The sequence below is a fragment of the Exiguobacterium sp. Leaf196 genome (genome assembly GCF_001423965.1).
Lineage (GTDB): Bacteria > Bacillota > Bacilli > Exiguobacteriales > Exiguobacteriaceae > Exiguobacterium_A.
The window spans coordinates 194,979-209,995 of record NZ_LMPV01000006.1 but is presented as its reverse complement, the minus strand read 5'-3'; the positions used below and the strand labels follow the sequence as shown (position 1 = coordinate 209,995).

15 protein-coding genes are annotated in these 15,017 nt (G+C 46.4%); all 15 read left to right on the top strand.

Annotated features, from left to right (window positions below; genetic code table 11):
- The first annotated feature begins 8 nt into the window (after positions 1 to 8).
- Complete coding sequence (sucD, locus tag ASG02_RS07270; RefSeq protein WP_056062240.1) at positions 9 to 926, top strand: succinate--CoA ligase subunit alpha; 918 nt, start codon at positions 9 to 11, stop codon at positions 924 to 926.
- 82 nt (positions 927 to 1,008) lie between these two features.
- The gene (gene dprA, locus ASG02_RS07265; protein WP_035406959.1) at positions 1,009 to 1,836 is read left to right on the top strand and encodes a DNA-processing protein DprA; all 828 of its coding nucleotides are present in this window, start codon (positions 1,009 to 1,011) and stop codon (positions 1,834 to 1,836) included.
- A gap of 48 nt (positions 1,837 to 1,884) precedes the next feature.
- Complete coding sequence (topA, locus tag ASG02_RS07260; protein WP_035406961.1) at positions 1,885 to 3,981, top strand: type I DNA topoisomerase; 2,097 nt, start codon at positions 1,885 to 1,887, stop codon at positions 3,979 to 3,981.
- 3 nt (positions 3,982 to 3,984) lie between these two features.
- A complete protein-coding gene (trmFO, locus tag ASG02_RS07255; protein WP_023468729.1) occupies positions 3,985 to 5,289 on the top strand; it encodes an FADH(2)-oxidizing methylenetetrahydrofolate--tRNA-(uracil(54)-C(5))-methyltransferase TrmFO in 1,305 nt (434 codons plus the stop codon).
- A gap of 145 nt (positions 5,290 to 5,434) precedes the next feature.
- The gene (locus tag ASG02_RS07250) at positions 5,435 to 6,340 is read left to right on the top strand and encodes a tyrosine recombinase XerC (protein WP_231496840.1); all 906 of its coding nucleotides are present in this window, start codon (positions 5,435 to 5,437) and stop codon (positions 6,338 to 6,340) included.
- Between the two features lie 14 nt (positions 6,341 to 6,354).
- A complete protein-coding gene (gene hslV / locus ASG02_RS07245; RefSeq protein ID WP_023468727.1) occupies positions 6,355 to 6,906 on the top strand; it encodes an ATP-dependent protease subunit HslV in 552 nt (183 codons plus the stop codon).
- Positions 6,899 to 8,272, top strand: coding sequence for an ATP-dependent protease ATPase subunit HslU (gene hslU / locus ASG02_RS07240; RefSeq protein ID WP_035406964.1), 1,374 nt, complete (start codon positions 6,899 to 6,901; stop codon positions 8,270 to 8,272). Before hslV ends, hslU begins: the two co-directional genes overlap by 8 nt.
- A gap of 16 nt (positions 8,273 to 8,288) precedes the next feature.
- Complete coding sequence (gene codY / locus ASG02_RS07235) at positions 8,289 to 9,068, top strand: GTP-sensing pleiotropic transcriptional regulator CodY (RefSeq protein WP_023468725.1); 780 nt, start codon at positions 8,289 to 8,291, stop codon at positions 9,066 to 9,068.
- A gap of 251 nt (positions 9,069 to 9,319) precedes the next feature.
- Positions 9,320 to 9,682 (top strand): flagellar basal body rod protein FlgB, encoded by a 363-nt coding sequence (gene flgB, locus ASG02_RS07230; RefSeq protein WP_035406967.1) that lies wholly within the window; start codon positions 9,320 to 9,322, stop codon positions 9,680 to 9,682.
- 3 nt (positions 9,683 to 9,685) lie between these two features.
- A complete protein-coding gene (gene flgC, locus ASG02_RS07225) occupies positions 9,686 to 10,084 on the top strand; it encodes a flagellar basal body rod protein FlgC (RefSeq protein WP_035406970.1) in 399 nt (132 codons plus the stop codon).
- 17 nt (positions 10,085 to 10,101) lie between these two features.
- Positions 10,102 to 10,389 (top strand): flagellar hook-basal body complex protein FliE, encoded by a 288-nt coding sequence (gene fliE, locus ASG02_RS07220; protein WP_035406973.1) that lies wholly within the window; start codon positions 10,102 to 10,104, stop codon positions 10,387 to 10,389.
- 28 nt (positions 10,390 to 10,417) lie between these two features.
- The gene (fliF, locus tag ASG02_RS07215) at positions 10,418 to 11,986 is read left to right on the top strand and encodes a flagellar basal-body MS-ring/collar protein FliF (RefSeq protein WP_056062237.1); all 1,569 of its coding nucleotides are present in this window, start codon (positions 10,418 to 10,420) and stop codon (positions 11,984 to 11,986) included.
- A gap of 4 nt (positions 11,987 to 11,990) precedes the next feature.
- Positions 11,991 to 12,998 (top strand): flagellar motor switch protein FliG, encoded by a 1,008-nt coding sequence (gene fliG / locus ASG02_RS07210; protein ID WP_035406978.1) that lies wholly within the window; start codon positions 11,991 to 11,993, stop codon positions 12,996 to 12,998.
- Positions 12,982 to 13,707, top strand: coding sequence for a FliH/SctL family protein (locus tag ASG02_RS07205; RefSeq protein WP_035406981.1), 726 nt, complete (start codon positions 12,982 to 12,984; stop codon positions 13,705 to 13,707). The genes fliG and ASG02_RS07205 overlap by 17 nt, the downstream gene beginning before the upstream one ends.
- A gap of 10 nt (positions 13,708 to 13,717) precedes the next feature.
- Positions 13,718 to 15,013 (top strand): flagellar protein export ATPase FliI, encoded by a 1,296-nt coding sequence (gene fliI / locus ASG02_RS07200; RefSeq protein ID WP_235514023.1) that lies wholly within the window; start codon positions 13,718 to 13,720, stop codon positions 15,011 to 15,013.
- Positions 15,014 to 15,017: the final 4 nt, after the last annotated feature.

Below are 15,017 nucleotides of genomic sequence, written 5' to 3'. Positions count from 1 at the left end.
AGCTAAAGATGAGTATTTGGGTGAACGAATCGACGAAAGTCATTATTCAAGGGATTACAGGTAATCAAGGGATGTTCCATGGTGAACAGATGATCGACTACGGAACAAACCTCGTAGGTGGTGTCACACCAGGAAAAGGCGGTACGGAAGTACTTGGTGGTGTTCCTGTCTTCGATACGGTCGCACAAGCGGTCGACAAAACAGGTGCGAACGCATCGATTATCTACGTGCCACCAGCATTCGCAGCAGATGCGATCATGGAAGCAGCAGATGCGAACATCGCATTAATCATCTGTATCACGGAAGGTATTCCAGTCCTTGATATGGTTAAAGTAAAACGTTACCTTGATGGCAAGCCAGTTCGTCTTATCGGACCAAACTGTCCAGGCGTCATCACTCCAGGTGTCGCAAAACTTGGTATCATGCCAGGATACATCCATACACCGGGACATGTCGGAATCGTTTCGCGTTCTGGAACGTTGACGTATGAAGCCGTTCATCAATTGACGACGGCAGGCATCGGTCAATCGACAGCTGTCGGTATCGGGGGCGACCCAGTCAATGGAACAGACTTCATCGATACGCTAAAAGCGTTCAATGAAGATCCAGAAACAAAAGCCGTCATCATGTTAGGTGAAATCGGTGGAACAGCGGAAGAAGAAGCGGCTGAGTGGGTCAAAGCGAACATGACGAAGCCAGTCATCGGTTTCATCGGTGGTCAAACGGCTCCTGCCGGTAAACGGATGGGTCACGCAGGTGCGATCATTTCCGGCGGTAAAGGAACAGCTGCTGAAAAAATCAAGACACTCCGTGCAAACGGAATTGAAGTGGCAGAAACACCAGCTGTCATTGGTGAGACGTTAATCCGTGTCATCAAAGAAGCAGGGATCTATGACGAGTGCGTGACGAACAGCACAGTCAAATAAATCAAAAAAAGAGCTGTCCTGATCAAATCAGGACGGCTTTCTTCTATATAAATAAGAAGCTTAAAGAAGGAGCGTTGATCTCATGAATCGAGAACTGTATGTCCGCTTCGCCATGTGTCAGGTACCATATCCGATTGTTCAATTGATTGAACGGTTCGGAATCGTTCCAAGCCATGAATTACCCGTTTCAAATCGGCTTCGAAAACGATATGAACAAGCACTGCAACTTGATCGGATCGAAGAGTCGATTCTAGTTAAAGGAGATCCACTGTTTCCAACCGTACTACTGACGATTCCTCAACCTATCTATGCCCTCTTTTACCGCGGTGATCCGTCCCGCCTAACTCTTCCACGCATCAGTATCATCGGTAGTCGAACTCCCTCACCGCAACACCTTTCCCGCATGCATTTTCTACAACCCTTCTTTCATCCAGATCTCGCCACCGTTTCCGGAGGCGCATATGGCATCGATGCCCTCGTCCATCGTCTATCCTTAAAACATCAACAGACAACAATTGCGGTTCTGGCCGGCGGACTTGATCGTCTATATCCTACTTCCCATGCTGCTCTTTTTGAACGTATCTTCTCGAATGGTCTTCTTCTCTCCGAATATCCACCTGGCACACCCATTCAAAAATTTCAATTTCTAGAACGAAATCGGATTATTGCCGGCTTGTCCTCGTCGTTGATCATCGTCGAGGCAGCAAAACGAAGTGGTACGATGAACACAGCAAGTCACGCGCTCGATCAAGGAAAAGATGTCTATTGTTTACCGGGGTGTCCGACTGAAACGTTCTTTGCCGGAACGAATCAATTGATCGCAGAAGGAGCGATTCCACTCCTTGATCCGGAAGAAGTTTCAAAAACTATTCGGCTGAACGTTGACAAATGGGAATCGAGACTACTATGATAAGTGAGATTAAAATACGGAGTACGCCTCTAATAGGGAGCGATTGCAATGGCAAAATATCTAGTAATCGTCGAGTCACCCGCTAAGGCAAAAACCATTAAACGTTATCTCGGATCCAACTATACCGTGAAAGCGTCGATGGGGCACGTCATTGACTTGCCGAAAAGCCAAATGGGAGTCGACGTCGAACATGACTATGAACCGAAATATATCACGATCCGTGGTAAAGGTCCGGTCTTAAAAGAACTCAAGACAGCTGCGAAAAAAGCACAAAAAATCTATCTCGCAGCCGACCCCGACCGTGAAGGGGAAGCGATCGCATGGCATTTAGCCAAAGCATTAGGCGTTGATGAATCAACAGAGTGCCGCGTCGTTTTCAATGAAATCACGAAAGATGCCATCAAGGATTCGTTCAAGCGACCACGCAAGCTCAATTATGATCTTGTGGATGCACAGCAAGCACGTCGTATCTTGGACCGCCTTGTTGGTTATAGCATGAGTCCGTTATTATGGAAGAAGATCAAAAAAGGTTTATCTGCAGGACGTGTACAATCGGTTGCCGTTAAGATGATTATCGACCGGGAACAAGAAATCAATGCGTTCATGCCAGAAGAATACTGGACGATCAAACTCGAACTCGATGCAAACGGTGAAAAGCTCGAAGCAAACTTCTACGGAGTCGATGGTAAGAAACGTGAACTTCATTCGCAAGAAGAAGTCGATCAAATCTTGAATCAACTCTCAGAAGACTTCACAGTTGATTCCGTCACGAAAAAAGAGCGGAAACGGAATCCAGCGTTACCGTTTACGACTAGTTCTTTGCAACAGGAAGCAGCACGTAAACTGAATTTCCGAGCGAAGAAGACAATGATGATCGCACAACAGCTATACGAAGGAATCGAGATCGGAAAAGAAGGTACGGTCGGTTTGATCACGTATATGCGTACCGATTCAACACGGACGTCTGAATCGGCGAACCTCGAAGCACACGGGTTCATCGAGCAGGCGTATGGAAAAGAATACATCGCAAGTGAAAAACGCAAAGAAAAGAAATCAGCGAACTCACAGGATGCGCACGAAGCGGTTCGCCCGACTTCGACAATGCGTGAACCACAACTCGTTAAATCGTATCTATCGCGTGACCAATTCCGTTTATATAAACTGATCTGGGAACGATTCGTCGCAAGTCAGATGGCGCCAGCAATTCTCGATACCGTCAAAATCGACCTTGTCTCGAACGATGTTATGTTCCGTGCGAACGGATCAACTGTTAAATTCCCAGGCTTCATGAAGGTTTACATCGAAGATACCGATGATGAGGCCGTCACCGACGTCAAGGAAGGATTACTTCCTCCACTTGATAAAGGGGAAGAGTTGAAACAATCAGCAATCGAACCGAAGCAACACTTTACTCAACCACCACCACGTTATACGGAAGCGCGTCTTGTCCGGGCGATGGAAGAACTCGGAATTGGTCGTCCGTCGACGTATGCGCCGACACTTGATACGATTCAAAAACGGGGTTACGTGACGCTTGAAGAGAAGAAATTCTTACCAACGGAACTTGGTGAACTCGTCATCGATATGATCAGCGACTATTTCCAGGAGTTCATCACTGTCCAGTTCACGGCAGACATGGAAGCTTTACTCGATGCGATCGAAAAAGGCGACATGCAGTGGACGGAAGTCGTCGATCCAATCTATAAATCCTTTGCGAAACGTCTGACACGAGCGGAAGCAGAGATCGAGAAGATTGAAATCAAAGATGAACCAGCTGGAGAAGATTGTGAAGTCTGTGGTCATCCGATGGTCATAAAGATGGGACGTTATGGTAAGTTCATGGCGTGCTCGAATTTCCCAGAGTGTCGTAACACGAAACCAATCCAAGTCGAGATTGGTGTGAAGTGTCCGACATGTGGAACCGGTGATATCGTCGAACGACGAAGTAAAAAAGGACGTTTGTTCTACGGTTGTTCGAACTATCCGGAATGTGAGTTCGTTTCGTGGGATAAACCGGTCGAAGAACCATGTCCGGTATGTAGCAGTATGATGGTACAAAAGAAAATCAAGAACGGTGTGAAAGTAGAATGTACATCTTGTGGACATCATGAAACACGCATCGATCAGGAGCAAGAGGAGGAATGACCGTTGAAACGTGTAACGGTAATCGGCGCGGGACTTGCAGGTTCTGAAGCAGCATGGCAACTTGCAAAACGCGGCGTACAAGTAGATTTATATGAAATGCGGCCAGTCAAACAGACACCCGCGCACCATACAGACCAATTCGCAGAACTCGTCTGTTCGAACTCACTTCGGGCAAATCAGCTGACGAACGCAGTCGGTGTATTAAAGGAAGAAATGCGTCAGCTCGATTCCTTGATCATGAAGGCGGCAGACTTAGCGAGCGTCCCAGCAGGTGGAGCACTTGCTGTCGATCGGCATGACTTTGCAGGATACGTGACGGAAACGTTAAAAAACCATCCGAACGTTACAGTCCACCATGAAGAAATCGAAGCGATTCCAGATGGTCCGACGATCGTTGCGACGGGTCCGTTGACGAGTGCGGCATTATCGGAATCACTTAAACAATTCACAGGCGAAGATTACCTGTACTTCTTCGATGCAGCGGCACCGATTCTCGACGGGGATACAATCGATCGTGAGAAGGTGTACCTAAAATCGCGTTACGATAAAGGAGAAGCTGCCTACTTGAATTGCCCAATGACGGAAGAAGAATTCCAACTCTTCTATGACGAGCTAATCAATGCGGAAGTCGTTCCGTTGAAGGAATTCGAAAAAGAGATTTACTTCGAAGGATGCATGCCTTTTGAAGTACTCGCTTCTCGTGGTCCGAAAACGCTCTTATTCGGACCAATGAAGCCAGTCGGACTCGAAGATCCGAAAACAGGAAAACGACCATATGCTGTCGTTCAACTGCGTCAAGACAATTCAGCAGGGACACTGTTTAATCTCGTCGGCTTCCAGACACATTTAAAATGGGGCGAACAAAAGCGGATCATTCGTTTGATTCCAGGTCTTGAAAATGCAGAAATCGTCCGTTATGGTGTTATGCATCGGAACACGTTCGTCAACTCACCGAACTTGTTGAAACCGACGTATCAAACACGTACGCGTGACGACTTGTTCTTTGCTGGTCAAATGACAGGGGTCGAAGGATACGTCGAGTCAGCAGCATCCGGATTGACTGCCGGAATCAATGCGGCGCGTCTTGTTAACGAGGCAGAACCGGTTACATTCCCGCAAGAGACGATGATGGGTGCAATGTCGCATTACATCACGACGACGGAAGGGAAAAATTTCCAGCCAATGAATGCCAACTTCGGTTTGGTTCCGGCACTTGTCGGTCACCCGGTTCGGATGAAAAAACCAGAGAAGTATGCGCTCTATGCAGAGCGAGCGCTTGAAGCGATCAAAGATTTCACGGATATGTGATTGTTGATGGGGAGAAAGGCGTGATTCAGCGCTCTTTCTCCCCATTTCTTAATTTGTCATAAAAGCGTGATAATTTCGTTAATTTTTCGGTTTTTGGTCTATTGTCAGACTACTTGGTCTGTGCTATGCTAAGGGCGATTCGAGAATGAAATGGTCAGAAGGGGGCGCATTCATGGGGATAGACACTGCTTTTGAGCGACTGCTAGAAGATTTCATGCGGTATGTTCATATTGAACGTCAATTATCTCCGAATACAGGTCGCTCTTATGATCAAACACTTCGACAATACGCCGCTTTTTGCCGCGATCATCAATTACGATCGATTGAATTGGCAAGTGCACGGCGTTATTTGTATGCTCTTTACGATCAGGAGCTGGCGCGAGCAACGATTGCGCAAAAAGTTTCCTGCCTCAAACAATTTGGTCGTTTTTTGACACGTGACACCGATGAACCTAATCCATTCGATGGATTAAAAGCACCAAAACGACAACAAGGACTTCCGACATTCCTTGTCCCAACGGAATATGAACGTTTCCTCGATGCATTTCGATCGAGTGATACGCTTGGTAACCGGAATGTCGCGTTAGTGGAACTTTTATATGCGACGGGTATGCGAGTCAGCGAGGTCGTTCAACTGGATCTTCGTGATCTCGCAACTGATCATTCCTACGTCCATGTGTATGGAAAAGGTGGGAAAGAGCGCATTGCGCCAATTGGAACCTTTGCGAAAGATGCATTAGAACTGTACTTACCATCACGAGATCCAGTTGCAGGTCATGAGCAAGCATTGTTCTTGTCTCATTCAGGACGTCGATTGACGACGGATGCGATTCGGAAAATCATGAAAAAAGGGGAACAACTCGTTGGGAAACATGTGACACCCCATGCGCTTCGTCATAGTTTCGCGACGGATTTGCTAGAAAGAGGAGCCGATTTGCGAGCGGTCCAGGAGCTACTTGGACATGCATCTCTTTCGACGACCGGTCAGTATACACACGTAACAACGGAACGATTACGACATGTTTATCAACAAGCACATCCTCGTGCCTAAGGGAGGAAACATTGATGTTTCATGCAACGACGATTTTTGCGATTCAACATAACGGACAATCCGCGATGAGTGGAGACGGACAGGTGACTTTCGGAAACCAAGTCATCATGAAGAAAAGTGCGAAAAAAGTACGGCGCCTCTATGGTGGCAAAGTCATTGCCGGATTTGCTGGAAGTGTCGCGGACGCGTTTACACTCTTTGAAAAATTCGAAGCGAAGCTTGAAATGTATAACGGGAACTTACAACGGGCAGCTGTTGAACTGGCGAAGGAATGGCGAGGCGATAAGATGTTGCGTCAACTAGAAGCACTCTTACTCGTCATGGATGGAACACATCTGTTACTTGTATCCGGAAACGGAGAAGTCATCGAACCGGATGACGGCATTCTTGCGATCGGTTCAGGTGGTAATTATGCGCTTGCTGCAGGTCGCGCGTTAGCTCGACACGCAAGTCATCTCACGGCAGAAGAAATCGCTCGTGCGGCGCTTGAGACGGCTGGAGAACTCTGTGTCTTTACGAACGATCAAATCATCTTAGAAACGATCGGAGGCAATGACCATGCATGAATTGACGCCAAGACAAATCGTCGAGAAGTTGAATGAACATGTCATCGGACAAGCTGATGCTAAACGTGCGGTGGCGATCGCTTTACGTAATCGATACCGTCGACAATTACTCGATGCATCGATGCGGGATGAAGTCACGCCAAAAAATATCCTGATGATCGGACCTACCGGTGTCGGAAAAACAGAGATTGCGCGACGTCTCGCGAAACTCGTCCGAGCGCCGTTCGTCAAAATCGAAGCGACGAAGTTCACGGAAGTAGGATATGTCGGTCGCGACGTAGAATCGATGGTACGAGATCTTGTGGAAGCGTCTCTACGTCTTGTCAAAGATGAGAAAAAAGAAGCGCTTAAAGATCGGGCGGAGGCAGTGGCGAACGAACGAATCGTTGATGCGTTGTCTGGCAAAAAAGCGTCATCTGGTCTCGGTGGTGGAACGAATCCGTTTGAGATGTTGTTCGGTGGGAACCAAAAGCAGCAAGAGCCAGATACATCGGAAGCAACAGCTGATCGTTCGCTACTCCGTCAGCAATTGCTGACAGGTCAACTCGAAGATCGAATGATCGAGGTCGATGTTGAAGAACGTCAAGTTGATTTATTCTCCGGACAACAAGGCATGGAGGGGCTCGCAAATCTTCAGGATATGCTTGGACAAGTCATGCCGAAGAAAACGAAGAAGCGCCAGCTCACAGTTAAAGAAGCACGTCCGATTTTGACCGCAGAAGAAGCGGAACGATTGCTTGACTTAAATGAAGTTCATGACGAAGCGGTCCGCCGTGCAGAACAAATGGGCATCATTTTCGTTGATGAGATTGATAAGATTGCGACAAAGGGACATGATTCAGCAGGTGTTTCACGAGAAGGTGTTCAACGAGATATTTTGCCGATCGTTGAGGGATCGACGATCGTCACGAAATATGGACCAGTCAAGACGGATCATATCTTGTTTATCGCTGCCGGTGCATTCCATATGGCGAAACCGTCTGATCTAATTCCTGAACTCCAAGGTCGTTTCCCGATCCGTGTCGAACTCGACAGTTTGACGGAAGATGACTTTGTTAAAATTTTAACTGAACCGAATCAAGCATTACTCAAACAATATAAAGCATTACTAGGGGCAGAGCACGTTCATGTCACCTTTACAGAAGAGGCCATTCGTGAAATTGCACGGATTGCTGCACAGGTAAACGATGAGACGGATAATATCGGAGCGCGGCGCTTGTATACGATCATGGAGCGCGTACTTGAAGAATTATCCTTCGAAGCAGCAGACATGCCTGAAACGGATGTAACGATCACGCCACAATACGTGACGGATCGTGTTGGAAAAGTAGCAGATGATCGAGACTTAAGTCAGTTCATCTTATAAAGTGGAGGAAGAAAAAATGAATTTATTGGCGAAAACGCGGAAGCTGAATACGATGTTACAACAAGAAGCAAGCACACATGTTGATTTCAAGGTCATGGCTGATCGGCTCAGCGAAGTCATGGAATCGAACACATTCATCGTAAGTCGACGCGGTAAGTTACTAGGTATCGCAATTAAGCAACAAATCGAAAATGACCGGGTCCGTGGTTTCTTGGAAGAACGCCAATTCCCGGAAGATTACACGAAAAAACTATTTAACGTCACTGAAACGACAGCAAACATTGCCATCGATAGCGAACACACGGCATTCCCAGTCGACAACCGTGATACGTTCGAAACGTCGAAAACGACGATCGTACCAATCATCGGTGGTGGAGAACGCCTTGGTACGCTTGTCCTAGGCCGTATGGTAGAAGATTTCAACGAAGAAGATCTCGTGCTTGCAGAGTATGGGGCGACAGTCGTTGGGATGGAAATCCTTCGTGAGAAGGCTCATGAAGCGGAAGACAAGGCACGTAAGAAAGCAGTCGTTCAGATGGCGATCAATTCGTTATCTTATTCAGAACTCGAAGCAATCGAACATATCTTTGAAGAACTCGAGGGTAATGAAGGACTACTTGTCGCTTCAAAAATTGCCGATCGTGTTGGTATTACGCGTTCTGTTATCGTCAATGCACTTCGTAAACTCGAAAGTGCAGGAGTCATCGAGTCACGTTCGCTTGGTATGAAGGGAACGTATATTAAAATCTTAAATGATAACTTCCTATATGAATTAGAGCGAATTAAATCAAACTAAAAATAGAAAATGGCTATTAATAAATAAGAGACCTAGTAAAGTACTAGGTCTCTTTTGTTTGACTAGGTATTATTTATCATTTTTATAAGAAAAGGGAATAAAAAACAGAATATTAGCATCTCATTACCCTATTTTTCAAAAAACTTCTTTTCAAACATTGACCTATTTGTTTCAATTATTTCAGATGTGTTACTAATGACTTAATATTTGTCGCAAATTCGAATAATAGTTCCATGAGTGGAGGAAAGAACATGAATTGGTTAGGGTCTGACTACAGTTTGATGACGCAAGCCGTCAATCGAACGGTCATGGCACAAGAAGTTATTGCTAAAAATATCGCGAATGTCGATACACCGGGTTATAAGGCGAAGCGAGTGGCGTTTGGAGATGTTCTCGATTCAGAGATGAAGATGAGCCTGAAACGTCATGCAACAATCGGAACGACCGGTAGTATCGTCGATCGACCAAATACGATGCGTAATGATGGAAACGGTGTCGATATCGATCTTGAGATGTCTGAATTATCACGCAATCAAATTGAGTATGAGGCGCTCGTGGAGCAATTAAATCGTAAGTTCTCGGGTATCCAGTCTGTCATCCGGGGAGGAAAATAATCGATGAGTATGTTCAATGGCTTTCATACATCTGCGTCTGGGCTTACTGCCCAGCGTTTACGACTGGATACTGTCTCAGCAAACATCGCCAATGCTCAAACGACACGTGGTGAGCTTGTCAACGGTCAATGGCAACCCTATGCGAGGAAACTTGCTGTTTTAAAAGAAACTGCTAATGGGGTCACGGTCAGCGAATTGAAGAAAGATCCTGAACCGTTCAAATTAGAATATAATCCGACGCATCCAGATGCGGATGAACTTGGATACGTCAAGATGCCGAATGTCGATCTATTGAAAGAAATGGTCGACATGATGGGAGCGACACGTTCTTACGAAGCGAACGTAACGGCCTTAAATGCAACAAAAGCGATGCTCGTCAAAGCGATGGAGATCGGTAAATAAATAGAGGAGATGACGGGATGGCAATTCAACCTATTCAAAACATGCAAATGGTCTTACCCACTCAGACAATCGCGAAGACGACACCAAGTGATTTCAGTGAGGTGCTCAGCGAGGCGATGAACGGACTGAATGCAACACAGCAAGCCTCATCTCAAGCGCGTGTCGACCTAGCGACAGGGAAGACGACGGATCTACATAACATCATGATTAAAACAGAAGAGGCATCGCTTTCTATGCAACTCGCCCTTGAAGTCCGAAACAAAGGCATCGAAGCATACCAAGAAATGATGCGTATGCAACTGTGACTGTTAAGGAAAGCGTGGGAGATGTTGAATGAACGAACGAATAAAAGCTCGATTCGGAGCTATGAATACGACATGGAAAGAGTGGTCACTTGCGAAAAAAGCGATGATTCTTGGAAGCATCGTCGTCGTTTTAGCAGCGTTGATTGTCGCCATTATCTGGTTATCTAAACCAACGATGACGCCACTTTATTCGAAATTGTCACCTCAAGAGGCAGGGCAAGTAACAGAAAAGCTAAATGAGGATGGAATCGCGTCGGAAGTCGTCAGCTCAGCAAACGGTGTGACGATTCTCGTTCCGGAAGCAAACGTGGAAAACTTGAAAGTCGAATTAGCAACGGCAGGTATTCCGAAGTCTGGTCAGATTGATTATTCCTTCTTTAGTGAGAATGCTGGATTTGGTACGACAGATAAAGAAATGAATATTCTTGAACGCGATACGATGCAGACAGAACTTGAAAACTTGATTACACAAGTTAACGGGATTGAGTCTGCAAAAGTCATGATTACTCTTCCAGAAAAGAGCGTCTTTCTCTCCGATGAAAAAGAATCTTCAACGGTTTCTGTCGTCTTGACTTCTAGTGCGGGTAGTAATCTGAACAATCAAACAGTCCAAGGTCTTTACCATCTGATTGCAAAGAGTATCCCGAACTTAAAAGAAGAAAATATTACGATCATGGATCAGTACTTTACGTACTACGAGCCAGGTAACGCTACGCAAACAGCGGGCGGGACAGATCCGATGGCGCTGAAAAAAACGACGGAAAACGATTTACGTAAACAGATTCAACAAATGTTGTCTGTCGTTCTCGGCCCACAAAAAGCGCTCGTTTCGGTTACGGCAGATGTCGATGTCACGAAACGTCAGGAAGAACAAAAGCTTGTTGAACCAGTAGATCCCGATAAAATCGAAGGGATTGTCACATCGGCAGAAAAAGTAGCAGAGGCGTATACAGGGTCTGCGAATGCCGGAACAGCAGGTACGGGACAAAATGAGACGACGAACTTCCCAGCAGGTACTGGAACGACCGGTGATACGAGTGAGAAGACGCACGACATCATCAACTATGAAGTCAATCGCATCACGAAACAGATTACAGGTGCTCCTTATGAAATTCGGGATTTAGGAATTCAAATCATCGTCGAGCCGCCAAAAGGTCAAAATCAAATCGATCCGCAATTACAGACGGATTTACAAACGATGATGTATTCCATCATCCGGACGTCGTTAACGAAGACGGATGCGAAAACGACGCTGACGGATGCAGAACTTGCTAATAAAGTCGTTGTCATGTCTCGACCGTTCGCTAAAACAACGACGGCGACGAAAACGACGACAATGACACCGATGTGGGTATGGTTCGCGCTTGGTGGTGCAGCAATCCTCGTCATTGGAGCAGTCATTCTCCTCATGCGTCGACGGAGAGCGAATGAAATCGAAGAACTTGAGGAATGGACGCCGATCGAAACCGAAATTCCTGAACTCTCAACAGAAGATACAAGCGATGGTGCGGTCAAACGCAAACAGCTTGAGAAACTCGCCGCGTCTAATCCGGATGAGTTCGCAAAATTATTACGTACTTGGTTAGCGGAGGATTGATGAGATGAAGAAGCTAGAAATGAACAGTCGTGAAAAGGCTGCGATTCTCATGATTTCGTTAGGTCCTGAAGTCGCTGCCAGTGTATATAAACATTTATCGGAAGAAGAGATGGAATGGTTAACCCTTCAAATCTCTAGCATGAAACGGATTGATCCAGAAGAGAAGTTAGTCGTCCTTGATGAGTTTCATGAACTAGCGATGGCGCAGAACTATATCACGCAAGGTGGAATCGGATTTGCTAAATCTGTCCTTGAAAAAGCACTTGGCGAAGAAAAAGCGATGGAACTCATCTATCGCCTGACGTCGACGTTACAAGTCCGTCCGTTTGAGTTTGCACGCAAGGCAGATCCGAAACAGCTTCTGAACTTCATTCAAAATGAACATCCACAAACGATCGCACTTGTTCTTGCTCATCTCGATCCTGCAAAATCAGGTCAGATTCTCTCGGAGCTCCCGGCAGAAGCACAGTCCGATGTAGCAAGACGGATTGCGACGATGGACCGGATGAATCCGGAAATCATCAGCGAGGTAGAACAAATTCTTGAACGGAATCTATCACAAGCAGGGATGCAAGATTTTGCTCAATCGGGAGGCATCGAGGCTGTCGTTCAAGTATTAAATGGCGTCGACCGCACAACGGAACGAACGATTCTCGATACGCTCGAGATTCAGGATCCAGAACTTGCGGAAGAAATCAAAAAACGGATGTTCGTCTTCGAAGACATCGTCACACTCGATGCTCGGGCGATACAGCGAATCATTCGCGAAGTCTCAAACGAGGATTTACTATTGGCACTCAAAGTATCGTCAGACGATGTCAAAGACATGGTCTATCGCAACATGTCACAACGGATGGTCGAGTCGTTCAAAGAGGACATGGAATTCATGGGTCCTGTGCGTCTCCGAGACGTCGAAGAAGCTCAAAGTCGAATCGTCGGAATCATCCGCCGCTTAGAGGACATGGGTGAGATCGTCGTTGCTCGTGGTGGAGGAGATGATATTGTTGTCTAACGTCATCAAAAGACAAGCAGTAATTGAACGACAGGAGCGAACGCTCGTGCAGGTTCGGACTAGTCAGGAAGAGCCTACGATCGTTCCAGATACATTCTACGAAGAGAAGATGGCAGAAGGACACGCTGAGTTAGAGCGCCTTCGACAGGCGATGCTCCTAGATTTCGAACAGCGTCAACAGCAGTTCGAGCAAGAACGCCTTCAAGCGTTAGAAGAAGCACGTCAACAAGGGTATCAAGCTGGATTTGAAACAGGACATGCGGAAGGACAAGCAACGTTTGAAGAGCAGATTGCCAAAACGAATTCGTTTGCTGATCGCCTAGAAGAGCAGAGTCAAGAACGATTGATGCGACTAGAACATGAATTATGTGTCCTCGGACTCCAAGTGACACATCAATTTTTAGAACAGTTACATGATGAAGAGGAAGAAGCGTTATACCAATTGTTACATCAATTGATCATTCAGTTCCGCGATCGTGAAAAAATCATCATCTATGCGTCACCGGCGGATTTTGAACGGGTCGTGTTACTTGAAGAACGACTACAAGGCGTTCTAGGTGCCAACGCAACGATTCAATTGCGATTTGATCCAGCGTTAAAGGCACGCGATTATCGGATTGATTCGGAGAATGGAGCGATCACTGGCGGTTTAACCAGTGGCTTTGAAGCATTGCAAACCAAAATCAATGAGGTTTTACATCATGTTTAATCTCAATGCGATGCAGGCCGCGGTTCGAGAAATTCGCTCAGAAGAACTTGTACAGCACTCTGGTAAGGTCGTCCAAGTGATCGGGTTGATGATCGAATCGCGAGGACCGACAGCAGTGGCAATCGGTGAGCGGTGTTTAATCCAAATCCAACAACGTCAGACAATCGAAGCAGAAGTCGTCGGATTTAGAGAAGGGCATGTCCTACTCATGCCATACGGTGAAACGACATCGATTGCTCCAGGCTCGATTGTTCTTGCGACAGGAAAACCACTCCACGTTCCAGTAGGGAACGAACTGATTGGTAAGGTGCTTGATGGTCTAGGAAGACCACTAGATGGTGAGTCATTAGAAAATTTACGCACGACATCGATCGTTCGTAAACCACCTAGTCCACTCGAACGTCCTCGCATCAATGATGTTCTCTCGACTGGCATCCGTGCCATTGATGGACTGTTGACAGTCGGTCAAGGACAACGTGTGGGTTTGTTCGCAGGATCAGGTGTCGGAAAATCGACATTACTCGGGATGATCGCGAAACGATCGACAGCAGACATCAATGTCATCGCTTTGATTGGTGAACGAGGACGTGAAGTCAAGGAATTTGTAGAGGCAGAACTTGGTGAAGAGGGGATGAAACGATCTATTTTAGTCGTAGCAACGAGCGATCAACCTCCACTTGTTCGTCTAAAAGGTGCCTATACGGCAACGGCAATCGCTGAATATTTTCGAGATCAAGGGAAAAATGTGGTCTTGATGATGGACTCAGTTACTCGTTTTGCGATGGCACAGCGGGAAATCGGTCTTGCAACAGGTGAACCCCCTGCGTCGAAAGGATATACACCAAGCGTATTCGCTCTGCTTCCTCAGCTACTTGAACGGAGCGGGAAAACACAAGACGGTTCGATTACTGCTTTCTACACAGTCCTCGTCGATGGAGACGACATGAATGAACCAATCGCCGACGCCGTACGAGGGATCTTAGACGGTCACTTCGTTCTGGATCGTAACCTTGCGAACAAAGGGCAGTTCCCAGCGATTCATGTCTTACGGTCCATCAGCCGTGTCATGAATCAAATTACGACATCTGAACAAAAGACCGCTGCTGTCGCATTTCGACAATTGTTATCGACGTATCTCGATTCGGAGGACTTAATCAATATCGGAGCATACAAAACAGGAACGAACCCGGAAATTGACCGTGCCGTCGATACGTATCCGGAGCTGATTCGTTTCTTGAAACAACAAATTCATGAAGACAGTGATTTCGAAGCGGCTTGTCATCAACTCATGGCAACGATTCAGTAAGGAG

Excerpts from the sequence above, each read along its gene's own strand:
- sucD (WP_056062240.1), top strand. The coding sequence starts at position 9 with ATGAGTATTTGGGTGAACGAATCGACGAAAGTCATTATTCAAGGGATT.
- dprA (WP_035406959.1), top strand. The coding sequence starts at position 1,009 with ATGAATCGAGAACTGTATGTCCGCTTCGCCATGTGTCAGGTACCATAT.
- topA (WP_035406961.1), top strand. The coding sequence starts at position 1,885 with ATGGCAAAATATCTAGTAATCGTCGAGTCACCCGCTAAGGCAAAAACC.
- ASG02_RS07250 (WP_231496840.1), top strand. The coding sequence starts at position 5,435 with ATGAAATGGTCAGAAGGGGGCGCATTCATGGGGATAGACACTGCTTTT.
- hslV (WP_023468727.1), top strand. The coding sequence starts at position 6,355 with ATGTTTCATGCAACGACGATTTTTGCGATTCAACATAACGGACAATCC.
- hslU (WP_035406964.1), top strand. The coding sequence starts at position 6,899 with ATGCATGAATTGACGCCAAGACAAATCGTCGAGAAGTTGAATGAACAT.
- codY (WP_023468725.1), top strand. The coding sequence starts at position 8,289 with ATGAATTTATTGGCGAAAACGCGGAAGCTGAATACGATGTTACAACAA.
- flgB (WP_035406967.1), top strand. The coding sequence starts at position 9,320 with ATGAATTGGTTAGGGTCTGACTACAGTTTGATGACGCAAGCCGTCAAT.
- flgC (WP_035406970.1), top strand. The coding sequence starts at position 9,686 with ATGAGTATGTTCAATGGCTTTCATACATCTGCGTCTGGGCTTACTGCC.
- fliE (WP_035406973.1), top strand. The coding sequence starts at position 10,102 with ATGGCAATTCAACCTATTCAAAACATGCAAATGGTCTTACCCACTCAG.
- fliF (WP_056062237.1), top strand. The coding sequence starts at position 10,418 with ATGAACGAACGAATAAAAGCTCGATTCGGAGCTATGAATACGACATGG.
- fliG (WP_035406978.1), top strand. The coding sequence starts at position 11,991 with ATGAAGAAGCTAGAAATGAACAGTCGTGAAAAGGCTGCGATTCTCATG.
- ASG02_RS07205 (WP_035406981.1), top strand. The coding sequence starts at position 12,982 with ATGATATTGTTGTCTAACGTCATCAAAAGACAAGCAGTAATTGAACGA.
- fliI (WP_235514023.1), top strand. The coding sequence starts at position 13,718 with ATGCAGGCCGCGGTTCGAGAAATTCGCTCAGAAGAACTTGTACAGCAC.